This is a genomic window from Hyphomicrobium sp. (assembly GCF_036780825.1).
Taxonomy (GTDB): domain Bacteria; phylum Pseudomonadota; class Alphaproteobacteria; order Rhizobiales; family Hyphomicrobiaceae; genus Hyphomicrobium_C.
Map to the genome: position 1 here is coordinate 29,656 of NZ_DAIQCD010000009.1, position 21,678 is coordinate 51,333.

The 21,678-nt window shown below is 62.8% G+C and carries 18 protein-coding genes, 1 tRNA gene and 1 pseudogene; 10 read left to right on the forward strand and 10 right to left on the reverse strand.

The genetic code is table 11. The features are described 5' to 3' along the window. The first annotated feature begins 22 nt into the window (after positions 1-22). The 5 genes from V7P99_RS06030 to V7P99_RS06050 all read left to right on the forward strand — a co-directional run bounded on the left by V7P99_RS06030 (position 23) and on the right by V7P99_RS06050 (position 3,575). Positions 23-1,000, forward strand: a complete 978-nt coding sequence (locus tag V7P99_RS06030; RefSeq protein WP_333793893.1) for a beta-ketoacyl-ACP synthase III — start codon at positions 23-25, stop codon at positions 998-1,000. Between the two features lie 313 nt (positions 1,001-1,313). Further along, a complete protein-coding gene (locus tag V7P99_RS06035) occupies positions 1,314-1,634 on the forward strand; it encodes an integration host factor subunit alpha (protein WP_333793894.1) in 321 nt (106 codons plus the stop codon). Between the two features lie 525 nt (positions 1,635-2,159). Next, positions 2,160-2,693, forward strand: coding sequence for a MerR family transcriptional regulator (locus V7P99_RS06040; RefSeq protein ID WP_333793895.1), 534 nt, complete (start codon positions 2,160-2,162; stop codon positions 2,691-2,693). A 28-nt stretch (positions 2,694-2,721) separates the two neighbouring features. Then, positions 2,722-3,462, forward strand: coding sequence for a 4'-phosphopantetheinyl transferase family protein (locus V7P99_RS06045; RefSeq protein ID WP_333793896.1), 741 nt, complete (start codon positions 2,722-2,724; stop codon positions 3,460-3,462). A gap of 35 nt (positions 3,463-3,497) precedes the next feature. Further along, a tRNA-Pro gene (locus V7P99_RS06050) sits at positions 3,498-3,575 on the forward strand. Between the two features lie 155 nt (positions 3,576-3,730). Here V7P99_RS06050 and V7P99_RS06055 read toward each other — a convergent pair. The 7 genes and pseudogenes from V7P99_RS06055 to V7P99_RS06085 all read right to left on the reverse strand — a co-directional run. Further along, positions 3,731-4,108, reverse strand: a pseudogene (locus V7P99_RS06055) (CoA-transferase); the annotation flags it as partial. Next, positions 4,087-4,473, reverse strand: a complete 387-nt coding sequence (locus V7P99_RS06060; RefSeq protein ID WP_442909878.1) for a CoA transferase subunit A — start codon at positions 4,471-4,473, stop codon at positions 4,087-4,089. The pseudogene V7P99_RS06055 and the gene V7P99_RS06060, both read right to left, overlap by 22 nt. A 37-nt stretch (positions 4,474-4,510) precedes the next feature. Next, positions 4,511-5,293 (reverse strand): enoyl-ACP reductase FabI, encoded by a 783-nt coding sequence (fabI, locus tag V7P99_RS06065; RefSeq protein WP_333793897.1) that lies wholly within the window; start codon positions 5,291-5,293, stop codon positions 4,511-4,513. Further along, positions 5,290-6,507 (reverse strand): acetate/propionate family kinase, encoded by a 1,218-nt coding sequence (locus V7P99_RS06070; RefSeq protein WP_333793898.1) that lies wholly within the window; start codon positions 6,505-6,507, stop codon positions 5,290-5,292. Before V7P99_RS06070 ends, fabI begins: the two co-directional genes overlap by 4 nt. A gap of 3 nt (positions 6,508-6,510) precedes the next feature. Beyond that, entirely contained in the window at positions 6,511-7,473 is a 963-nt protein-coding gene (locus V7P99_RS06075; protein ID WP_333793899.1) for a phosphate acetyltransferase, read from the reverse strand. Positions 7,474-7,511: 38 nt separating this feature from the next. After that, positions 7,512-8,015 carry a hypothetical protein gene (locus V7P99_RS06080; RefSeq protein WP_333793900.1) on the reverse strand — a complete coding sequence of 168 codons (504 nt, stop codon included), beginning with the start codon at positions 8,013-8,015 and terminating at the stop codon, positions 7,512-7,514. Next, positions 7,984-10,245 carry a DUF3141 domain-containing protein gene (locus V7P99_RS06085; RefSeq protein WP_333793901.1) on the reverse strand — a complete coding sequence of 754 codons (2,262 nt, stop codon included), beginning with the start codon at positions 10,243-10,245 and terminating at the stop codon, positions 7,984-7,986. Before V7P99_RS06085 ends, V7P99_RS06080 begins: the two co-directional genes overlap by 32 nt. Positions 10,246-10,881: 636 nt before the next feature. On the opposite strand from V7P99_RS06085, the gene V7P99_RS06090 reads away from it, so the two are divergent. The 4 genes from V7P99_RS06090 (at position 10,882) to V7P99_RS06105 (ending at position 14,512) form a co-directional block, all read left to right on the forward strand. After that, positions 10,882-11,331, forward strand: coding sequence for a hypothetical protein (locus V7P99_RS06090; protein ID WP_333793902.1), 450 nt, complete (start codon positions 10,882-10,884; stop codon positions 11,329-11,331). A 15-nt stretch (positions 11,332-11,346) separates the two neighbouring features. Beyond that, positions 11,347-12,579 carry an HlyD family secretion protein gene (locus tag V7P99_RS06095; protein ID WP_333793903.1) on the forward strand — a complete coding sequence of 411 codons (1,233 nt, stop codon included), beginning with the start codon at positions 11,347-11,349 and terminating at the stop codon, positions 12,577-12,579. A gap of 191 nt (positions 12,580-12,770) precedes the next feature. After that, positions 12,771-13,244, forward strand: coding sequence for a VOC family protein (locus tag V7P99_RS06100; protein WP_333793904.1), 474 nt, complete (start codon positions 12,771-12,773; stop codon positions 13,242-13,244). A gap of 215 nt (positions 13,245-13,459) precedes the next feature. Then, positions 13,460-14,512: a glycosyltransferase family 4 protein gene (locus V7P99_RS06105; RefSeq protein WP_333793962.1), complete on the forward strand. Its 1,053-nt coding sequence runs from the start codon at positions 13,460-13,462 to the stop codon at positions 14,510-14,512. Here the strand turns inward: V7P99_RS06105 and V7P99_RS06110 are convergent. From V7P99_RS06110 to V7P99_RS06120, 3 genes are all read right to left on the reverse strand, one after another. Further along, positions 14,479-15,690 (reverse strand): efflux RND transporter periplasmic adaptor subunit, encoded by a 1,212-nt coding sequence (locus V7P99_RS06110; RefSeq protein ID WP_333793905.1) that lies wholly within the window; start codon positions 15,688-15,690, stop codon positions 14,479-14,481. The genes V7P99_RS06105 and V7P99_RS06110 overlap by 34 nt on opposite strands. 10 nt (positions 15,691-15,700) lie before the next feature. Beyond that, positions 15,701-18,895, reverse strand: a complete 3,195-nt coding sequence (locus tag V7P99_RS06115) for an efflux RND transporter permease subunit (protein ID WP_333793906.1) — start codon at positions 18,893-18,895, stop codon at positions 15,701-15,703. A 254-nt stretch (positions 18,896-19,149) separates the two neighbouring features. After that, the gene (locus V7P99_RS06120) at positions 19,150-20,523 is read right to left on the reverse strand and encodes an ATP-binding protein (RefSeq protein WP_333793907.1); all 1,374 of its coding nucleotides are present in this window, start codon (positions 20,521-20,523) and stop codon (positions 19,150-19,152) included. 123 nt (positions 20,524-20,646) lie between these two features. Between V7P99_RS06120 and V7P99_RS06125 the strand changes: the two genes are divergently transcribed. Beyond that, positions 20,647-21,306: a response regulator gene (locus V7P99_RS06125; protein WP_333793908.1), complete on the forward strand. Its 660-nt coding sequence runs from the start codon at positions 20,647-20,649 to the stop codon at positions 21,304-21,306. Positions 21,307-21,678 lie beyond the last annotated feature (372 nt).

Consider the following 21,678-nt stretch of genomic DNA (forward strand, 5'->3'; position numbering starts at 1 on the left):
GATCAACAGGAAAGAGGGCACCTTGGCAGTCATTCGATCTGTAATACGCGGCGTGGGTGCCTATCTGCCGAAGCGTGTCATGACCAACGCCGATCTCGCGAAGATCGTCGACACCTCCGACGAGTGGATCGTCGAGCGGAGCGGCATACGCGAGCGCCATATCGCCGCCGACGGCGAGCTGACGTCCGACCTCGCCATTGCGGCGTGTCACCAGGCCTTGATCCGCGCCGGCATCGATCCCGTCGACATCGACCTCGTCATTTGCGCCACTGCCACCCCGGACCGGACGTTTCCGTCGACGGCGGTGCGCATCCAGTCCGGCGTCGGCATCACCAAAGGCGCTGCATTCGACGTGCAGGCGGTGTGCTCCGGCTTTGTCTATGCCCTCGCCGTCGCGGATAATTTCATCCGCACCGGCCAGTCGCATCGCGCCCTTGTCGTTGGCGCCGAGACCTTCTCGCGCATCCTCGATTGGAGCGATCGCTCCACATGCGTTCTGTTCGGCGATGGTGCGGGCGCTGTTGTCCTCGAGGCCCAGCCGCAGCATGGCACCCGCGAGGACCGCGGCGTCCTCTCGACGCTGCTGCGCTCGGATGGCCGCTTCGAGGAACTCCTATACGTGGACGGCGGCCCGAGCTCGACCAAGACCGTGGGCCATCTCCGCATGAACGGCCGCGAGGTGTTCCGCCATGCGGTGCAAAAGATCTCGGGTGTGATCGAGGAAACCCTGCTGGCCACCGGTTACATGGCCGATGAGATTGATCTTTTCGTCCCTCACCAAGCTAACGTGCGCATCCTCGACGGCATCGCGAAAAAGCTCGGGATTGCCCAGGACAAGATCGTCAAGACCTTGGAAAAGCACGGTAACACCTCGGCGGCTTCCATCCCGCTGGCCTTGAATCAGGCCTTCGAGGAGCACCGGCTCCGCGAGGGCAGCCTGGTGCTTATGGAGGCCATGGGCGGCGGGTTTACGTGGGGTGCGGCGCTCGCCCGCTGGTGATTTCGCAAGTGCGAAAAATAGTCCCTGTGCGCTGCACAAGTGCGCCTGCTGAGCGTCTCGAAAGGCCCCTCCGCAGGGAACAGTAATTCTCTTTGAGATTTCAGTTGCTTGTTGCGATCTTTCGTTGACCCCGCGTTTACGCCCCGTTAGCATCAGGGACAATACTTAGAGCGCGTTCGGCTGAAAGCCGTTGAAGCTTTCTGTCGGAATGCGCGCTAGGTGTTTGATCGAGTCTCTGATTTCACGTTGTGATGCGGGCCATTGGTAGCTCGCGTACAAGCGATCAGGCTCCAGTTACGGGGAGGCATGCGTTATGAGCGGCAAGACACTGACACGTGCCGATCTGGCCGAGGCAGTGGTCCGGAAAGTGGGCCTGCCGAGAAACGAGTCTCAGGAGCTCGTCGAGCTCGTGCTGAACGAGATCTCGGACAGCCTGGCGCGGGGCGAGCAAGTCAAGCTCTCCTCGTTCGGCTCCTTCGGCATCCGCCAGAAGGGCGAGCGCATCGGCCGCAATCCCAAGACGGGTAAGGAAGTTCCGATCACGCCGCGCCGCGTCCTCGTCTTCCGTCCCAGCAACATCATGAAAGACCGGATCAACTCCGGCCGCCTCCGCCGCACGAAGGCCGCGGAGTAGCATCCGCCGCCTGCCGCTCGCGCGCACGCGCCCCAAGTCTATCTTCGGCGCGCGCATTAGCTTCGCCATGACGATGTTGGAACGTGTGCGGGAAAGAGCGCTGCAACGGTGCTCTCTCGACGCGTTGGTGCGCGCACGATGACGTGAAGCGCGCATCACATCCTCGTCAAAACATCTTCTCAAAAAAAGCTGTGGCCATCGGACCGGATTGGTCGAGACGGCGACCGGTGTTGACGCTATGCTTGTTGAAGCAAGCTGTGGCGTTGGCGTCGCGCATCTTCAAGGCAATCGAGATGCACAAGAGCCGATCGTTCAGAATGCGGGGGCGTTATCGACAAGGACGGGGTTCGCAGGCGCCCGCATCGCGAACGTGAGAACGGCTCTCAGACGGACTTGGAGCTCGATGCGCATCGCGCGCGTGCTCTAGGGGCTCGGTCCTGTCTGCCGATCGTCTCGGCGGGGGCCGTGCCTCAGCGAACCAGAGGCGGGAGAAATCGTCAGTAGCCAAGGCATCGAGGGGTAACGATGAGCAAGGCAGCGGAGGCTTTTCGAACCATTAGCGAGGTTGCTGATGAGCTCGATGTGCAGAAGCATGTTCTAAGATTTTGGGAGGCGCGCTTCCCGCAGGTTCGGCCAATGAAGCGAGGGGGCGGACGTCGATATTATCGACCGGAGGATATGGAGCTCTTGCGCGGCATCCGCCATCTTCTCCATGCCGAAGGATACACCATCAAGGGTGTGCAGAAGATCCTGCGCGAGCAGGGTATCGACCATGTGAAGCAGCAGGGACGTGTCGTGAGCGGCCCTCTCGCCGACGCGCGCACGCTGCCGGCCAACGTTCCGACCATCGGCGCGGGCGGATCGCATGCCCGCGGCACGGTTGCCGTCGCCACGCGGCGGAGCGGCGCGCGTGCGCGTTCTGGCACCATTGAGCATTTGGCGGCCGTCGAAGCGGCGATCAAGGAGCTCGAGCAATGCCGCGCAATTCTGCTCGAGACCTTGGACAAGCCGGAGACGACGGCCCGCGCGCCACGCCGCGCCCGTGCGGTGGGCGCATAGCGTCTTACTGCGGCATACGGCCGGGCCGATGATGGCTGAGACGGAGCTCTGGCTCGTAGACCTGGGTAAGCTGCGGCCTGGCCTTGAGGCCACCGAGGCTGCCGAGCCACGCCTCTCCGAGGATATGAAGGTACGGTTCGACCGGATGGCCGATCCGGTATCGCGGCGCGAGCGCCGGCTCGCGCACATCGCGCTCCGTCTTGCTCTCGAGGCGAGAGTCGGCTCCGAGATTCGCCGCGCACCTTTTGTCCGCAATACCGCCGGCAAACCATCGCTTCCGGGACGGAGCTGCGCCTTCAGCCTGTCTCATACGCAAGGATTGGCACTGATCGCGCTCGGCCGCGAGGAGCCGCTCGGTGTCGACATTGAGCGCATGCGCCGTGTGCGCGTCCCGGCTGCGCGCCGCGTGCCTATCGAGGCGGAGGCTGTTGCTCTGGCAGAGGGCGCAGCGCTTTCCTCAGCCGGACCCGACGCGCAATTCCTCAATGCCTGGGTGCGCATCGAAGCGGCAGCCAAGGCGCAGGGCTGCGGCGTGGGTAGCCTCCTCGAGCGCCTGCGCCCACGCCACGTTGCGTCGCCCAGCCCCGCCGTGCCGCCGCCCGAGGCCGTCGCGCCGCGCATTGTGGTTCGCGACGTGCCTGTGGCTGACAGGGTCTTTGCCGCGATCGCGCTGTCGGCCGGCCTTGCGCTTCCGCCTCTCCGCCACTTTCCGGAGGATCCGGCAGCCATCGAGGCATTTCTTTCTGGTGAAGCCGGAACGAGGCGTTGACCGGAGCCGCTTTGCCGGACATAACGGGGCCAAGTCGGAGCGTAGCGCAGCCTGGTTAGCGCACCAGTCTGGGGGACTGGGGGTCGGGAGTTCAAATCTCCCCGCTCCGACCATCTCAACTGTTTGAGATTGCTCGCTTTAGCGAAGGCTCGAAATCCTCGCTTGGCCGTGAGGCCCTCGGAGGGCCGATCAAACGCAGGCTCCGACCCCTTGCGTGATCAACGCATGACCTTCCTTAATGTACGGTGCGTGCGCATCGCTTCGCGCATTAAAGCGCCATCTCGGGCACCTGCTGCGGAACGAGCAGGTCGGCGTCCGTCATCTGCACGACGTCTGCCACTGAGACGCCCGGTGCTGTCTCGACGAGCGTCGCGTGGCCGTTCGGAAATGCGAGGACGGCGAGGTCCGTCACCACGAGATCGACGGCGCGCTGCGACGTAAGCGGCAAAGAGCATCTCTTGACGACTTTTGATGTTCCCTTGGCGCTGTGCTGCATGGCGATGATCACGCGCTTCGCGCCTGTCACGAGATCCATGGCACCGCCCATCCCGGGCACCATTTTCCCTGGGATCATCCAGTTCGCGAGCAAGCCATGCTGGTCAACCTCCAGGCCTCCGAGCACTGTCAGGTCCACATGGCCGCCGCGCCGGTCGGCGTAAGCACGCCTCCGAGGCCGTAGCCGCCGGCACGGATACACTCGATCAACGTTCCTTGTGGGACGAGCTCGATCTTAAGCTCGCCGGCGTGCATCTGCTTCTGCGCCTCGGGGTTGAGCCCGATGTGGCTTACAATGGCAGTGCGCACCAGCCTCTGGCTGATCAGCTTGCCGACGCCCACGCCGGGCTTCGCGGTGTCATTGGCGATGACGGTGAGATCGCGCTTACCTTGGCAGACGATCTCGTCCACGATCCTTTCCGACGTTCCAACCCCCATGAAGCCGCCGATCATAAGACGCGCGCCGTCCGGAATAAGCGCGACGGCATCTGAAATCGGCATCGTCTTCATAGCCATGCCTAGTGTTATGGAGATCACCGGGAGGGCGGTTTATCTAATCCATGATGTGATAGCCGCCATCGATGTAGAGGGTTTCTCCGGTGATCAGCTTGGCGCCATTCATCGCCAGCACCGCGACGGCGACGCCCACATCGTCGATCGACACCAGACTGCGGCTTGGCGCCTTCGCTTGTGCTTTCTGCAGGAGCTTGTCGAATTCGCTGATGCCGGAGGCTGCGCGTGTCTTCAGCGGGCCGGGAGAGATCGCATGAACGCGGATGCCCTGGGGCCCGAGCTCGGCGGCTAAGTATCGCGTGGCGGACTCGAGCGCTGCCTTGACCGGTCCCATGATGTTGTAGTTTTCGACCACCATCTGGGAGCCGTAATACGTCATCGTGAAGAGGGTGCCACCGTTCTTCATGAGCGGCTCGGTGAGCTTCGCCATGCGGATGAATGACCAGCACGATAGCTCCATGGCCAGGAGAAACCCGTCGCGCGAGCAGTCTACGACACGCCCATGCAGGTCATCCTTCGGCGCAAAGGCGATGGAATGGAGAACGATGTCCAGGGTGCCCCACTTCTCCTTCACCGCATCGAAAACGGCCTCGAGCTCGCCCGGCTTCTGCAGATCGAGTGGCATCAAGATAGGCGCGTTGAGTTCCTTCGCCAGCGGCTCGACAAAGCGCTTGGACTTTTCGTTGAGATAGGTGACCGCCACATCCGCGCCGAAAGCATGAAACGCCTTGGCGCAGCCCCACGCAATCGACTGATCGTTGGCGATGCCGGTGACGAGCGCTTTCTTTCCCTTGAGCAAGGCCAGCGTCGAAAGGTCGATCATGCGCGTTTCTCCCGAACAGCGGCTGCCTCGCGCCTGCGTGCAACGCGCAGCGTGTGCGTTGCAATCATAAGTTCCTCGTTCGTGGGGATGACGAAGCACGGCACTTTCGCGCCTTCGCCAGAGATGCAGACGGCGTTGCTGTTGTTGGCGTTAAAGGAGACGCGAAGGCCCAGCCACTCAAGCCTCCGGATGACGGCTTCGCGAATGGCAGGTCCATTCTCGCCGATGCCAGCGGTGAACACGAAAGCATCGATGCCGCCCATGGCCGCTGCCAGCATGCCCGTGAACAAGGCAATGCGATATGCGAAGTAATCCAGTGCGAGCTTCGCTTCGGGAGCGTTGCTGGCAAGAAGGTCGCGCACGTCGTTGCTGATGCCGGATAGGCCTTTGAGCCCACACTCTTTGTAGAGGAAGCTTTCGACGTCCTCTAGGCGCATGCCTTTCGCCCTCATGAGGTAGGTCACGACGCCCGGATCGAGTTGCCCGGAGCGCGTCCCCATCGGCAATCCATCCAGGGCCGTGAAGCCCATCGTGCTTTCGACGCTGCGTCCGTCGGCGATTGCGCACATTGATGCCCCGCTGCCGAGATGCGCGACGACCACGCGGCCACCTGCGATGTCCGGCGCAATATGCGGAAGCCGGCTTACGATGTATTCGTACGAAAGACCGTGAAAGCCGTAGCGGCGCACACCCTCGGCATAGAGGCGTTCCGGAATGGCGTACCTGTCTGCGATGTCCGCATGTCCGCGGTGAAACGCGGTATCGAAGCATGCAACCTGGAGGAGGTGCGGTCTGCGCTCGAGAACGGCGCGGATAGGGGCGAGATTGTTCGGTTGATGCAGCGGAGCGAGCGGGATGAGACGTTCCAGCTCCGATAGAATGCTTGAGGTGACCGCCACCGGTTCGCCGAAGTCGGGTCCGCCATGCACGACGCGATGCCCGACCGCCGCGGGTAGCTCGCCGCCGATCTGCGGACGAAGAAACGCGATCAGCTTCTCGAGAGCAGCCGGTACGGCACAAACATCCTCTGGTGCCCAGGTCTGGTCCGAAAGTAATGTGCCCTTCGACGTGGCGGCAAACAGGCGCGGCCGAGTTCCGATGCCGTCGATTTGACCTTTGATAATCTTGTCCAGCTGGTCATCCGTATCGACGGAGAATAGCTCGAACTTGATGCTGGAGCTGCCCGCGTTGACGACGAGAATGGTCTCGGCCATGGCTCAGGCCCTTATCGGTTCCTGCGTTCTGCGGCTGTGGGCCAGAAGAGCGGCGACGGCACAAGAGGCCATGCGGGTCCGGACGTTGTCGGCTCGCGACGTCAGGATCACCGGAACTCTGGCGCCGAGGACCAGCCCGGCAGCGTCTGCACCGGATAGGAATGTCAGGTTCTTGGCCAGCATGTTTCCCGCTTCGAGGTCGGGTACCACGAGGATCTGCGCCTGCCCCGCCACGTCAGACGTGATGCCCTTGATGCGCGCCGCTTCGAGACTGATCGCGTTGTCGAAGGCCAGCGGACCGTCGAGAACGCCACCGGTGATCTGCCCGCGATCCGCCATCTTGCACAACGCAGCAGCCTCGATCGTCGAGGGAATACTCGGGTTCACGGTCTCGACGGCCGACAGAATGGCGACCTTGGGAATACCGAGCCCGAGCGCGGCATAGAGATCGATAGCGTTCTGGATGATGTCCCGCTTGGCCAGCAGATCCGGGGCGATGTTTACTGCGGCGTCTGTAATGAAGAGTGTTTGCGGATGGGTTGGAACATCCATGATGAAGACGTGGCTGATGCGCCGCCCTGTGCGGAGGCCCGTGTCCCGTCGCGTCACTGCGCTGAGCAGTTCATCCGAATGCAGGCTGCCCTTCATCAACAGTTCGGCTTTTCCCGCGCGCACCAGCGCGACGGCCTGTTCTGCTGCGGCCACGCTATGAGGGGCCTCGACGATCTCGGCGTGGGTGATATCTATGCCGGAGGCCTTCGCAAGGTCGGCAATGCGTTGCATGGGTCCGACCAGGATCGGCTTAAGAAGCCGCTGCGCTGCGGCCTCCATGGCGCCTCGAAGCGAGGTCTCGTCGCAGGGATGCGCGACGGCGGCTCGCAGCGGCGCCAATCCGGCGGCTGCCGCAATCAGACGTTCGTATTTTTCGTGACGGTGGATGTGAGAAACGGTGGCCTTCCTCGTCATGGCAAATCCTCCGAGGCCATGAGCGACACTACTTAGTGCTACCACTTCAGAAAAAGTGCTACGTCGCCCGGCATGCCTCCGGGAAAGCTGATGATCTCGGCGCTAAGTCTGTAGCCGTGCGGACGTAGCTCCGTGTCGAAGAAGTCGTAGGCCTTTCGCGCAAACCCCTGAAGCGTGCTCGGCCACTCGGGATCCGCAATGTTGATCCTGCGGCCGCCATCGCTGCAGTAGCTGCTCGGAAAGCTTATGACCTGGACTTGGTGCATCCCCCGTCTGGCGGCGATGCTGACAGCCTGGTTGATGCGCTCGAAGACTTCGGGATGGATCTCGCGGGCCATGAAGGCGTCACGCAGTTCGATCTGCTCCTGTTCCTTGCGTTTTTTTTGCCGTCTTTCCTCATCCATCTTCGCATACTCGCCTTCGGCCGCCATTTGGTCGAGGTCGGAAGGGCTTAGAAGAGTTGCCATCGCTCGTACTCCGTTCGACTGCTGATTGCCCTTTACAGTTGGCTTATTGATGCTTGGCGCGAGCGGCGTGCACATGTATGCGAGCGCGCCTTAGCGCCCCGGAAGGCGGTTGCTTGTGACCGACTTCGGCCACCCTTTCGTCAGCCTCGTTTACCGCTAGGGCCATGAGGCGCTCGACCTCTGCGATGCGGGCTTGTGCTTCCTCGGTCTTCGCAGGCACTGCATCGATCATGCGACGAACGGCTGCCTCCATACGCCGCGCGAGATCGGGCTCCTTGGCAAGCATGCCTGGAATCGCTGCAACAGCTCGCCTTTCATCGATCAACACGAGTAAGAACTGTTCTCGAAAGACGCGCTTAAATTCCTCGAGCGTGTATCCCTTTCCGGCTTCTCTTCGCAGCGCGCGCAAGACGTTGAAACCGCGCTCGTCGATCGCTCCATCGGGCATCCGCAGATAGATCAGTGCGCGAAGAGCCGCTTCGCGCGGGCCACCCTCGGCCACTCTTTGCTTGATGTGCGCAATATGCTCCCGCACCAACGCAGCATGCGCTGCCGTTATGGGCTGCGGGCGGTACGCCTCATCGCCAGCGCCCCCCAAGCCGACGATCGCTTGCAGCAGAGGAGAGCCGTAGACGGTGTGGAACGTCGCCTCGAAAAGCTCGTCTCGTGCATCGCGATAGGCATCGAGCGTCGTTTTGATTGCATCTGAGACGTGGCACTGCGCCTGCCAGAAGACGTTGCCCTTGGGCGTCGGCAGCCTCGCGTCCCGAACAGACTTTGCCATCCAGTCAAAAGCCTGCATGTAAGGAGTCTTGTTGGAGAACATTTCATATTGAAGGCGCAGAGGATGCAGCTTGCGCATGGCGTCCGCCATAGCCTCTGTCGCGCAGGGCCTCAACCACGGCTGCACGAACGTGCGATAGAGGCCGAGATTGATCTCAGAGAGCCGCGCCACTGTTGCGAACTCCCGGTCGTCTCTCGGATCGTTGCCGCCATAGGCGCGAATGTCGTCGAGCGTCCGCGCCTCGAAGCGCACGAGGTAATCGCCCTCGATCAGATCGTTGGTCTCTTCGGCATCGCTTTTCGGAGTTATGACGGCTTCGTAAAGGCCCGGTGGCAGCACGTCGACCAGATCGATATTGCTGGCAAACTCATCGTGCTCCTTGCGAGCTACCGATCCGGAAACGAAAATGCCGAGATGGCCGATGGTTTCATGAACTGCGTAGACGATGGTTTGACCGTAGACGCGAATGTCATCGACTGAGCTGTAGAGATCCAGGATCCAGCCGAGCGCCTGCTGCGGAGGCGTAATATTGTCGGCCTTCGAGCAAAAGACGAGGATCGGGGACTTGATGTTTCGGAGATCGACCGGGATGCCGTCGCTCGTCGCAAGATGCCCTCGAGAGAGCTTGTTGCCGATGAAAAGCTCGTCGGCGATGAATTGCATCTCCGCTGCGTTGAGGAGAACATGCCCGCCCCACCACTGCTCGAATTCGAGGTAGCGAGGGGCTTCCTTGTCGACGTTTGCGTAGAGATTGTACTGTTTCGACCAGAGCGTGTTTGCCGGATTGAGATTTTCGAAATTCGAAACGAGCCACGCGCCGTCAAACTTACCGGCGCCGAGATCACCGGCAAGGGCAGCAAGCCAGCTCCCGCCGAGGAGCCCACCGGTATAACGCATCGGATTTTTGCCGTGCTCGCCCGTCCAATAGGATATGGGAGACCCCGCGATGATAATCGGCCCGAAGAGCTCTGGTCTGAGCGCCGCCAACAGCATGACCGCCCAGCCTGCTTGGCAATTGCCGATGACCGCGGGGTTTCCTTCGGCGTCGGGATGCGCACCGATGACGTGCTCTAGGAAGACGGCCTCCGCGATGGCCACGTCCTCGATCGTTTGGCCGGGGATTGGCTCCGGGAGAAAGCCGATAAAATAGCACGGGTGTCCGGCCTTGAACGCGACGCCGATCTCACTCTCGGGCTTGAAGCCGCCGATACCGGGGCCATGGCCGGCACGAGGATCGACGACGACAAACGGACGCTTGTTCAGGTCTAGTGTGACGCCCTTCGGCGGCTTGATGCGAACCAGCACGTAGTTCACTGGACGCGGTAGAGTGCGACCGTCCAGCATTAGCTCGCAATCAAACGTCAAGACATGCGGGGCGAGCTTTGCGGCGTGCGTCTCGTAGCGCGCGCTGCGCTCGCGCATCACGTCCAGCATAAGGACGCTGCGCTGCCAAGCATCAATCCAATACGCGACGGCGTCTTGCGCGAGGGTTAGCGGCCAGGAAGCAGCAGAGGCGCTCATTGAGCTGGAACCGGCTTGCGTACTCACTGGCAGCCTCCCGCCGTTACCGTTATGCGTCCTGCGTCGATACCCAAACGAACGGCCGCCCGTCGAAGACGCGGCGAGCTGCGTTAACTTCATTCTGTGGGAATTTCGCAGGTGGATTGCCCCGTCCCAATCGGACCGCGACAACACACCGAACTTGGATCGCGTGCCCGCGCCGCCGGATGAGGGAGATGCTTCCGATCTGGATGGCCTTGAGTTCCATCGGAACTCCTCTACCAACGATCTAAGCCCATATGTTGCAATAAAATAAACGCGCGAAGTCTTTGAGGAGTCCGGCTTACAAAAGCTGACAGGAGAGGCGCGTAAAGGCCAGTTGCTACAAATGCTATACCTGCTAACGGGGAATACAATACGAAATGTATTGAGCGCCGTTCACGCTCATTGAGGTTTCTTCGAGTTGCGATGCTGAGCGAATGGTGGGCCGGCAGCACATAAATCTTATCGCACGCTGCTCGGTGCATCCGTGAATAAGCGTGCCGAACGAGCAAGTCGTTGCGGAGCTCTATTCCAGAAATACGCATCCAGCCGAATTCAGTTTTGCAGCCGGAGGTCATCTAATAATATAGCCGCACGGTGAAGGGAGGCAGACACATGCCGGACGCACACCCGTTAGCAACGCCGCATCTGCCGTTCTTCATCACCGCGCCTGGTCAAACAGATGTCCTTCTCATCATGATGGCATTCGTCCTGCTGGCGGCGGTGCTTAGTGTGGGAGTATTTTTCTTCTGGCTGCACTCGCTACCCGAGCGAATGGTTCACAACCGGGTGCAGTATGATCTCGTCGCCGTGCTGGCCCTTCTCTCGCTGTTCACACACATGCATGCGTTCTGGGTCGCTGCTCTGATCCTCGCGTTGATCAATATTCCCGATTTCTCCTTCCCGCATTTCTCGAAGCCTCTCGATAGCATCGCCGGATCACTCGAAGCGATGGCCGCCGAGAAGCCATCCGTCCGCGAGAACGCAAAGGGAGAAGTCGCAAAGAGAGAGGACGGATCTTTGGATGATCGGCGCCCCCATCCCCACCGAGATTTTCCCGCATGATGTTACGAGGGTGCGATGCTTGAGCTGCTTCTCTGCTCATTCTTCACGCTCCTGCCCGACTATCTCTATCGACGCTACGGGCAGGGAAAACGGCTAGGCGTCGAGATCGGAGTCTATTCTGTCTGGTATGAATTGAGATACGGCATCACTGCCTGCCTCATGCTGACGATCGCGTTGATTACGACGATTTTCTACTTCCATCCTTCGACCACGAACGTCACCGGATACTTCCGCAGCGTGCCGGTTCTGCCGGAAACCAACGGTCGTGTCGCAGAAGTCCTGGTGGCCTTCTCAGGCGAGGTGAAGAAAGGCCAGCCACTCTTCAAGCTCGACAACCGCAAAGCAACCGCCGCACTCGACGTTGCAAAGAAGGAGATTGCGGAGGTGGAGGCGTCGATGGTTGTCGCAGAGGCCGATATAGCGGCCGCCGAAGGGCAGATTCAGGAAGCCCAGGGCGCCTATCAGCAAGCGGTCGACGAGCTTGCGATGAAGGAAGAATTGCTCAGACGCAATGCCGACGTCGTGGCGCAGCGCGAGATCGATCGGCTGCGCAATCTTGTCGATGGCCGTAAAGGCGCCCTTGTCGCCGCCGAAGCGGCGAGAGACGCGGCGAGGATCAAATTGGCGACCCTGCTTCCGGCGCAGAAAGCGAGCGCAGAAGCAGCTCGAGATCAAGCGGAGGTGGAGCTTAGCAAGATGACCGTCAGCGCCGGCGTGGATGGCCGGTTGGAGCAGTTTACGCTTCGCGTGGGCGACGTCGTGAACCCGCTGATACGGCCCGCGGGCGTTCTCATCCCCGCCCAGGCTGGTCGGCAATATCTCATCGCAGGCTTCAATCAGATCGAAGCGCAGGTGATGAAGGTGGGTATGGCTGCCGAGGTCACCTGCGCTTCAAAACCGCTGACCATCATCCCAATGGTTGTCACCGCCGTGCAGGACTTCATCGCGGCCGGCCAAGTGCGGACGTCCGAGCAGTTGGTCGATGCGTTGCAAACGACCCGTCCAGGCACGCTGACCGTCTTCCTGCAGCCACTTTTCGAAGGCGGTCTGGACGGGGTCACGCCCGGAAGCAGCTGCATTGCGAACGCCTACACCAACAATCACGACACGTTGGCGCACGGGAATGTAGGCATCGGCCGATGGCTGTTTCTGCACGTCGTGGATGCGGTCGCCCTGGTGCACGCCATGATCCTCCGCTTGCAGGCGCTGGTGCTACCGATCAAAGTCTTGGTCCTTGGCGGGCACTAGAGAACCGGTTTTCCGAAGAGAAGCACGATCGAACAAAATCTTAGAGCCGTTCCCCGTTTCCACTTAAATCGGAACGGCTCTAGAACAGATCAATCCTCCATCGCGGGGCGTTGGTATCATCGAGTTGCGGCTTTCTGTTGCGCGGAATCCATCGCGATGCGACCTATGGGTGCCGAGTGAAAGGACAAGCCATGGCCAAGAACACGATCTGCCTTTGGTACGACAAGGACGCCGAGGCTGCGGCCCGCTTCTATGCCGAAACCTTTCCCGATAGCGCGGTCGGCGCTGTCCACCGGGCTCCGAGCGACTACCCGTCGGGCAAGGAGGGAGACGTGCTGACGGTCGAATTCTCGGTCGCTGGCATCCCATGCATCGGGCTCAATGGCGGCCCGGCTTTCAAGCACAATGAGGCGTTTTCATTTCAAATCGCCACCGGCGATCAGGAAGAGACGGACCGTTACTGGAACGCCATCGTGGGCAATGGCGGACAGGAGAGCGCGTGCGGATGGTGCAAGGACAAGTGGGGCGTCTCCTGGCAAATCACGCCGCGCGTGCTGAGCGAGGCGCTTGCTGCGGGCGGCGATGAAGCAAAGCGCGCGTTCGATGCCATGATGGCCATGCGAAAGATCGACGTCGCTGCAATAACGGCGGCCCGGCGGGGCTGACAGGAAACTCCATAATTGAGCCGCGTGGAGGCAGCCGGCGAGGCTCTACCGCAGCGGTTTTGCACGCGTGCGCGCCAGCTTGTCATATGCTTGAGACATATCGAGCGTAACCCGAAGCCCGCGCAAGGTCCTCGTATCGGATCGACCTGCGGAGCGAGCGGCCCTGGAGTGTTTCCGGAAACCGGGACATGGGGCAAACGGAACGGCAACAGCGGATGGCCGTGCTCATCGCGACGGATGCGTGGCATCCTCAGATCAATGGCGTCGTGCGCACGCTCGAAGCTCTGGCTGCGACGGCCCGCAAACTCGGAACGCGCGTTGAGTTCCTCACGCCGCAGGGCTTCGCCTCTCTGCCGGTGCCGACATATCCGGAGTTGCGCTGCGCGATCCCGAACCCGCGGGAGATCGCGCGCCGTATCGAAGCCACCCGTCCCGAATCGATGCACATCGCGACCGAAGGGCCGATCGGGCTCGCCGTGCGGAACTATTGCATCCGTCGCGGTCTCGCCTTCACCACGAGCTTGACGACGCGCTTTCCCGAATACGTGTCAGCGCGTTTTCCCGTCCCGGTATCGTGGGGCTATCGCGCGCTGCGCCGCTTCCATGCCCCGGCAGTCGCGACCATGGTGTCGACGCCATCGTTTGAGGACGAGCTTGCGGCGCGCGGCTTTCGCCATCTCCGCATCTGGTCGCGCGGCGTGAACGTCGAAACATTCCGTCCGGAGGCTGCAGCTTCGCTCGACCTGCCGCGGCCGATCTTTCTCAATGTCGGGCGCATCGCCGTCGAGAAGAACCTCGAGGCGTTCCTGTCGATCGATCTGCCCGGCAGCAAGGTGGTGATCGGCCATGGTCCGCAGGAGCGCGAGCTGCGCACGCGGTTTCCGGATGCGCATTTCCTAGGTGCTAAGAGCGGCGCCCGGCTTGCTGCCTATTATGCCGCGGCCGACGTCTTCGTGTTCCCGAGCCGCACCGACACGTTCGGGGTCGTCCAGCTTGAAGCGCTCGCATGCGGCGTGCCCATCGCTGCGTTTCCGGTCGCTGGCCCGCGCGACATCGTCGCCCGCGCGCCCGTTGGCGTATTGCATGCCGACTTGCGGCAGGCCTGCCTTGCAGCCCTGAACGTCTCGCGCAAAGCCTGCCGCGCCCATGCGCTCGGCTACTCGTGGGAGGCGAGCACTCGGCAGTTCCTATCCCATGTCGTGGACTTGAGCGGAGGCCGTGTGGGAGGCGCCGCTTACGAACCAGCATCCGAGACGGCGAGCGCATGAACCTTGACGGTATCGCCCTCCTTGAGCATCGCGTTGGGACTGACGATAACGCGGTCGGCCGTCTGAAGCCCTGACGAGACGATGACACGGTCGCCAAGGTCGCGAGCGACCCGGACCGGCTGGATGCGCACGCGGTCCTCGCCGTCCACCACGGCCACCACCTGGCGGCCCTGTCTGGCGAGGATCGTGTTGTTGGGGATGAGCACCGCGCCTGAACTTTCCGCGATCTCGATAACGGCTTCCCCGTTGAGGCCGGCCGGTATGCGAAGATCGCTGTTCTTCATGACGAGTTCGATTCGCATCGTGCCCGAGGCCCGATCGATGAATTTGGCGGCGCGCACGACGTTGGCGCTGAACGGCTCGCCCGGGAACTCGGAGAAGGCGAGGCGTGCGGGCGCTCCGGCCGTCACCTTGACGGCTTCCGACTGGGGTACGTCCACCTCCACGCGCAGCTCCTCCATCCTGGCGATCCGGAACAGATAGCCGTCGGCCTGACTTTGGGCGGCCGCCACCTTGTCGCCTCGGTCCACGCGCCGCTCGACGATCGTTCCCGAGAAGGGCGCGCGAACCTCCTGGAAGCTTACGATCTCCTCGAGGCGTTTTGCTTCGGCGCGGGCGGCCGCGAGATCGGCCTGCGCTGAAAGCTTCGCGGCGTATCGCTGATCCTTCGTTTGGACGGAGACATGGCCCTTCGGAACGAGGCTTTCCGCGCGCTGGAACTCGAGATCCGCCAGCCTGACGCGGGACTCGGCCTGGGCGATCGCGGCGTTGGCGCGAAGCAGCTCCTGCTCGATCTCAGGCGCTTCGATGCGCAGCAGAAGGTCCCCGGCATTGACCTGATCACCGATGTCGAAAAAGCGCTCGGCGACGAGGCCGCTCGTCCGCGACGAGATCACGGCTTGCTCCATCGGTGCGGTGCGCGCCGGGAGCGAGAGCGATGCAGTCCCGGGGGCGGGCATCGGCAGGACGATGCGAACGTCACGCGCCGCGGCCTCGCGAGCTAGCCCGCGAGCGGCGGGATCGATGGCCTTTGCCGCCGCGGCGTCCGCCGATAGCCCCAGGATCCGTGATCCGGAGTCGAGAAGGCTTGCACGGTCGCCGGCATTGGACAGCAGGAGGACGGCCCCGGCGGAGGCAAGGCCGGTGACGGCCAAGGCCGCAAGCGTTGCACGCTTCATTTCGGTGCTCCTATTTCGTTTCAAGTGTGAGGATATGAGCCGCACTCGTAGCCACCGGCTGGCGGGCGGCTGCACGGCGGTCGCGATAGGCGATCAGCGTTGCGAACAAGAACGGCACGAACGAAAGCGTCGCGCCGGTGCCGAAGATGAGGCCGCCGATGACGGCGCGCCCGAGCGGCGCGTTCTGCTCGCCCCCCTCGCCGCCGCCGAGCGCCATCGGAAGAATGCCGACGATCATCGCCGTCGCTGTCATGAGCACGGGCCTGAGCCGCGTTGTCACCGCCTCGAGCGCGGCGTCCGCCGGCTGGGCGCCCTCGTGCAGCTTGTCGCGCGCAAAGGCCGTGACGAGCACGCTGTTGGCCGTCGACACGCCGATCACCATGATGAGGCCGGTGAGCGCAGGAACGGAGACGGGCGTTCCCGTGAGCGCGAGTGCGAGCAGAGCTCCGGAAATGGCGATCGGCAGTCCGCCCATGGCGATCAACGGCATCAGCCAGGATTGGAAGTTCACGACCATGATGAGATAGACGAACACCGCCGCCATCATCAGGCCGCCCAGCATTTCGCCGTAGGCCTGGTCCATCGCCCGCGCCTGTCCGGCGACCTCGATCCTATTGCCGGGCTTGAGCCGCGCCTTGCTGTCCTCGATCACACGGACGACGTCGCTGTAGACGCTGCCGAGATCGCGGCCCTCGACGTTGGCGAGGATCGTCGTCGTAGGCTGAAGCGTCGTCCGGTCTATATTGGCGGCGATCTTCCTGAGCTGCAGCGATGCGAACGAGCGCAACGTGATTGGCCGGCCGTCTGCCGATGCCTTCACGGGCGTATTGAGCAACTGGTCGAGCGACGTGAGATTGGCGGGCGGCGCCACGACCTGGACGGTGTAGGAGATCCCCTGGTTCGGATCGCTCCAGAAGCTAGGAGACACGGTCCCGGACGCGCCCAGCACCGAGAGCAGGGCATTGGCGGCGTCCTGTGCCGTGACGCCGAGCTGGAGGGCACGAACGCGGTCGATGGTGAGATAGTAGGATTGGAGATCGCGCACCTGGCGCTGCGCCACGTCTACGGCGCCGGGTATCTTGGCAATTTGCGCGGCGAGCATGCGCGCCGTCTCGGCGTTGCCCTGGCCATCTCGGCCGATGACACGTACCTCGATGCCGGTCTGGGCGCCGGCGGCCAGCGTCTGGGCCGTCGCATCCGCCGGGCGGAAATAGACGGTGAGGTCCGGGAAGCGCTCCTTGAGACGCTGACGGATCGCGGCGACGTAGTGCGCCGTGGGGCCATGAGGCTTGGCGAGCTGCACGAGGACCTCGCCGTCGAACGATCCGATGACGCCGCTCTCGACCCAGCCGAGGTTGACCGGCTCGGGAGTGCCGATGGATTCGACGATGAAGCCGACCTCGCTCTCGGGAATGAGGCTGCGGATCTCGCGCTGGACGTCTGCAAATTTCTGCGCCGTCTCCTCGAGGCGCAGGCCGGTTTTCGCGCGGACGTAAATGCGCATCATTCCGGCATCCGTTTCGGGAAAGAACTCGCGTCCCACGTTCAGGGCCGCGACTGTGCCGAGCCCCACCGCAATGACGAGCCCTGCAAGGGGAATTGCCTTGCGTGCGAGCAGTAAGCCGGCGATGCGCGTCACAAGACCTTCGAGGAAGGCAAGAGCGCTGTCCACGGCGCCCCCGCATCGTGCAAGAAGGCTCGTGCTGCCGGCCGCTTTCTGATGGTCATGGGTTTTGAGCAGCAGGGAGGCCAGCGTCGGCACGAGCGTGCGCGAGAGTACGAAGGATGCGCCCATCGCGAACACGACAGCGAGCGCAAGCGGAACGAACACGAACGCGGCGACGCCCGTCAGCATGAACAGGGGCGAGAACACGATGCAAATCGAGAGCGTCGAGACGAATTCTGGAAAGACCACCTCGCTCGCGCTCTTCAGGATCGCCTCGCGCAGCTCGAGTCCCAGCTCGAGGTTGCGGTTGATGTTCTCGATCTCGACAAGGGCGTTGTCGACGAGGATGCCGATGGCCAGCATCAGGCCGCCGAGTGTCATCAGGTTGAACGTGTTTCCTGTGAGCGCCAGCCCGGCGATGGAGGCGAGGAGTGCGAGCGGGATGGACGTCAGCACGATCAGGGACGATCGCCAGCTGCCGAGAAAGACGAGCACGACGAAGGCCACCAGGAGGCCGACGATGATCGCCTCCACGAGAACGTTGTCGATGGCATTGGCGACGAACACCGACTGGTCGAACACGGGCGCGATGGTGAGCCCTTCGGGCGCGGCCGCCTGAAGCTCGGGCATGCGCTCCTTGATCTGGCTGATGATGCTCAGCGTCGAGGCGTTGCCGAGCTTGAGAATGGAGACGATGACCGCGTTCTGCCCATCAAGCCGGGCGACGTTCGTCTGTATGGCCTGCCCGTCGCGGATGTTTGCCACATCCGAAAGCCGGATCACCTTGCCCTCGACGGAGCGCAGCGGCAGGTCCGCAAATTCCGCGACTTCCTCCGGGCTGGCGTTCGTCGTAATGGAGATCTCGCGCGTGTCGATGCGCAGTGTTCCCGAAGGAAGCGTCAGGTTCTGCGAGGCGGTCGCTCGCACCACGTCGCTCGACGAGATGCCATAGGCTTGCAGCGCTTCGGGCTTGAGATCGATCATCACCTGCCGCGCCGCGCCGCCATAGGGCAGCGTCAGGCGAATGCCGGGAATCGACTGGATCTGCGAGCGCAGCTGAATGCGGGCGTAATCATGAAGCGCCGCATCCGTGAGCGTATCGGAGGCCAGCACGAGCTGGAGGATGGGAACGCTCGACGGAACGTAGGGCACGATCAGCGGCGGGCTCGTTCCTGGCGGCATGCGCCGCAGGATCGTCTGGCTCACCGATGTCACCTGCGCGAAAGCATCCGTAACATTCGTTCCGGGCTGAAAGGAAACGCGAATGATACCGACGCCGCTCAGCGTTTCGGATCGCACCTCGCGCAGATTGTCGACGTTGTTCATGATCGACAGCTCGCTGAACGAGGTGAGCTTGCTCACCATCTCTTGCGGGTTGAGGCCTTGGTAGGTCCAGATGACGTTGATCGCGGGAATATCGACGGAGGGCAGGATATCGGTGGACATGTTCCGGCCGCTCAGCGTGCCCAGCAAAAGAAGCAGCAGGGCGAGCACGCCGATGCTGTGCCGATGGCTAATGGCATACGTCACGATCCACATGTGCTGTCACCGTCTGAGACTGTCCCTCTGCGGCGACGGCCGTCCCCGCCGGGCGCTCAAAGCCAGCGTAGATTAAGGCAGCCTTAAGAGGCCGGCCGCCTCTCTCCGGTGGAACGATTGGGCGCTGGTCTAGAGCCTGATCGTTTGAGGTGGATGCGGATACGCATTCACCGAGACCGTGAATCAGTCTCTCAAATAAAAACTTAGAGCGCGTTCACGCCGTGCAATCCGATTCCGATAAGAGTGAACGCGCTCTAGGCCCGCTCGATGTCATCCGGCGAAAGCACGATGAAGGCGCGGAGGCCAGGCTCGGCCCCGCGCCCTTCGAGGCGCAGGCCGAAGCCGTCCTTCTCCAGGGCCGTCTTCGCGATCGCCAGGCCGAGGCCGCTGCCGATGCCGGTCTTATGGCGCCCGCGATAGAATTTCTGGGTTACGAGCGCGATCTCGTCCGCGCCGATGCCCGGGCCGCTGTCTTCCACCACGAGCGCCGGCACCCCAGTCGTCTCCCGGAGGGACCAGCGCACGATCCCACCCTCCGGTGAATGCTGGAGTGCGTTCTCCATGAGGTTGCGCGCCGCCATGTGGAAGGCATCGGAGGTGGCGCGGATTTTGAGGTCATCGAGAGCCGGGTCGATCTGCACCGAGACGGCGCTCTGCAGCGCCCGCAGCTCGTCCGTGATAGCGCGCAAACGCTCCCCTGCGTCGATCCATGCGTGACCCGCCGTGCGCGTTCCCGTCTCGATCTCCGCGATGGCAAGGAGCTGGCGTGTCATGCGCGTCGTTTGATCGACGGCGATCATTGCGTTCTTGAGGGCCGCGCCCCGCGTTTCGCTGTCGCTCGCGGCCATGGCTACCTGAACCTGCGTCCGCAGCCCGGCGAGCGGCGTTTTGAGCTCGTGCGCCGCGTAGGCCGTCACGCTTCGCTCGTGCTCGCGTGCGGAAACGACCTTGGCGAAGAGCCCGTTCAGCGCAGCGACGACCGGGCGGATCTCCCGCGGGGTCCGCCCGATGGTGATCGGATCGAGCTCGTCCGGACCCCGGGAGGCGACGGCCTGGCTCAGCCGGCGCAGCGGGCCTAAGCCTTCGCGGATCGCGATCCAGATCAGCCCGCTGAGCAAAACGAAAACCACCGCTCCCGGCACCGCAAGGCCGTGGATGAGGCCGCGCACCAGGCTCTCGCGGCGATCGATGCTGTCTCCCACCAGCACGCGCAGGCCGCTCGCCGGATCCTCATGAGCATAGACGCGCCATCTCGTCCCGCCGATCTCCTGGTTCGAGAAGCCGCTCGAGACGGCGGTGAGCTCTGCTGCGGGCGCATGCGACGAGCGTCCGACGAGGCGGCCGTCGATCGACCATATCTGGCAGGCGAGATCGAAGCTGGTCTTCACCCCTTCCGCAATCATCGATGACGCGGCTGCGACGCGTACGCCGGAGATGTCGGTCGAAATTTTGACGTCCGCATTCTCGATCAGCGAGCTGACCATGCGGCTGGCCTCCTCGAGGCGCGCATCCAGCACGCGCTCGAGATCCTGGCGGCTTTCCGAGTAGATCCAGGCAATGCCGGATAGCCAGACCAGGCCGGTAGCTACAAGGAGGAGGCCGAACAGTCGGGCCGTCATCGAGGTCATGCCGCGGGGTCCTTTGTAGTGGAGGCACTCTGATACAATGCGGACGGCGCCGGCCTTAAGGCAGCCTTAAGGGTGGTGCTCCAGTCGCGCTCGGTTTCCAAGGCGCCGTGAAGGAAGGATCGCATGCGGGTGCTCATCGTCGAAGATGATCCGGTTCTGCAGAACGGTCTCGCGGTCGGTCTTGGCATTCATGGCATGGTCGCCGAGGCGGTCGGCACCTTGAGCGACGCCGTGGCGGCTCTCGCGACGACGTCTTTCGACGGCGTCGTTCTCGACATCATGCTGCCGGACGGGTCCGGCTTCGATCTGGTGACGACGCTGCGGAGGGAGGGCAACTCCGTACCCGTCCTGCTCTTGACCGCACGAGACGCGGTGGAGGACCGCATTCGCGGACTGGATACCGGCGCCGACGACTATTTGGGCAAACCCTTCGATCTCGACGAGGTAGCGGCGCGGCTGCGCGCCTTGCGCCGCCGGTCGCTTGGCCGTGCAACTCCTCTGATCCGGTGGCGCGACATCGTTCTCGATCCCGAAAAGCGCACGGCGACCTCAGGCGGCCAGCCGCTCAATCTTTCGCGCCGGGAATTCACGCTTCTCCAGGCCTTCGCAGAGCGGCCGGGGGTGATCTACTCGAAAAGCGATCTCGAGGCCATGCTCTACGGCTGGCAGGAGGAAATCGAGAGCAACGCGGTCGAGGTTCACATTCATAATCTCCGCAACAAGATCGGGCGGGACCGCATCGAGACCGTGCGCGGGCTCGGATACAAGGGAAAGGCCGTCTGAGCCTTCCCGTCTCCACACTGGTCTTTGGGATCACGCGTTGGCCGCCGGGCACTGGAGCCCGTGTACGCAGCCAGAATGCGGCGCAGCAATACCATTCCCTGAATAGGATCGGCAACCCGAGCAAGCTTCGGCTTGTCTGATCAGCGCTGCGCCGCGCGACCCTGCGGCCTGCCTGAGATCGCGGCAGACATTGCACGCATTCCGCGGGCGCCTGCAAGCGTAGAAGCGCTCTAACACACTGATGATGCGTTGTTTTTTTCGGGATGGTCAGTTCGATGGGCCGTCGCCGCCGACTGTTGGCCTGCCGCGAACACCTCCGGCGCCGCCCGCGATCATGGCGCCTCCGCCCACCGTGAATCCTTACCTATCCAT

What these genes read in the sequence shown, in the direction of transcription:
- V7P99_RS06035 (WP_333793894.1), top strand. Translation starts at nt 1,314, where the DNA reads ATGAGCGGCAAGACACTGACACGTGCCGATCTGGCCGAGGCAGTGGTC.
- V7P99_RS06045 (WP_333793896.1), top strand. Translation starts at nt 2,722, where the DNA reads ATGATGGCTGAGACGGAGCTCTGGCTCGTAGACCTGGGTAAGCTGCGG.
- V7P99_RS06075 (WP_333793899.1), bottom strand. Translation starts at nt 7,473, where the DNA reads ATGACGAGGAAGGCCACCGTTTCTCACATCCACCGTCACGAAAAATAC.
- V7P99_RS06060 (WP_442909878.1), bottom strand. Translation starts at nt 4,473, where the DNA reads ATGGCTATGAAGACGATGCCGATTTCAGATGCCGTCGCGCTTATTCCG.
- V7P99_RS06115 (WP_333793906.1), bottom strand. Translation starts at nt 18,895, where the DNA reads ATGTGGATCGTGACGTATGCCATTAGCCATCGGCACAGCATCGGCGTG.
- V7P99_RS06040 (WP_333793895.1), top strand. Translation starts at nt 2,160, where the DNA reads ATGAGCAAGGCAGCGGAGGCTTTTCGAACCATTAGCGAGGTTGCTGAT.
- V7P99_RS06080 (WP_333793900.1), bottom strand. Translation starts at nt 8,015, where the DNA reads ATGTGCACGCCGCTCGCGCCAAGCATCAATAAGCCAACTGTAAAGGGC.
- V7P99_RS06070 (WP_333793898.1), bottom strand. Translation starts at nt 6,507, where the DNA reads ATGGCCGAGACCATTCTCGTCGTCAACGCGGGCAGCTCCAGCATCAAG.
- V7P99_RS06105 (WP_333793962.1), top strand. Translation starts at nt 13,460, where the DNA reads ATGGCCGTGCTCATCGCGACGGATGCGTGGCATCCTCAGATCAATGGC.
- V7P99_RS06090 (WP_333793902.1), top strand. Translation starts at nt 10,882, where the DNA reads ATGCCGGACGCACACCCGTTAGCAACGCCGCATCTGCCGTTCTTCATC.
- V7P99_RS06125 (WP_333793908.1), top strand. Translation starts at nt 20,647, where the DNA reads ATGCGGGTGCTCATCGTCGAAGATGATCCGGTTCTGCAGAACGGTCTC.
- fabI (WP_333793897.1), bottom strand. Translation starts at nt 5,293, where the DNA reads ATGATCGACCTTTCGACGCTGGCCTTGCTCAAGGGAAAGAAAGCGCTC.
- V7P99_RS06120 (WP_333793907.1), bottom strand. Translation starts at nt 20,523, where the DNA reads ATGACCTCGATGACGGCCCGACTGTTCGGCCTCCTCCTTGTAGCTACC.
- V7P99_RS06095 (WP_333793903.1), top strand. Translation starts at nt 11,347, where the DNA reads ATGCTTGAGCTGCTTCTCTGCTCATTCTTCACGCTCCTGCCCGACTAT.
- V7P99_RS06085 (WP_333793901.1), bottom strand. Translation starts at nt 10,245, where the DNA reads ATGAGCGCCTCTGCTGCTTCCTGGCCGCTAACCCTCGCGCAAGACGCC.
- V7P99_RS06110 (WP_333793905.1), bottom strand. Translation starts at nt 15,690, where the DNA reads ATGAAGCGTGCAACGCTTGCGGCCTTGGCCGTCACCGGCCTTGCCTCC.
- V7P99_RS06100 (WP_333793904.1), top strand. Translation starts at nt 12,771, where the DNA reads ATGGCCAAGAACACGATCTGCCTTTGGTACGACAAGGACGCCGAGGCT.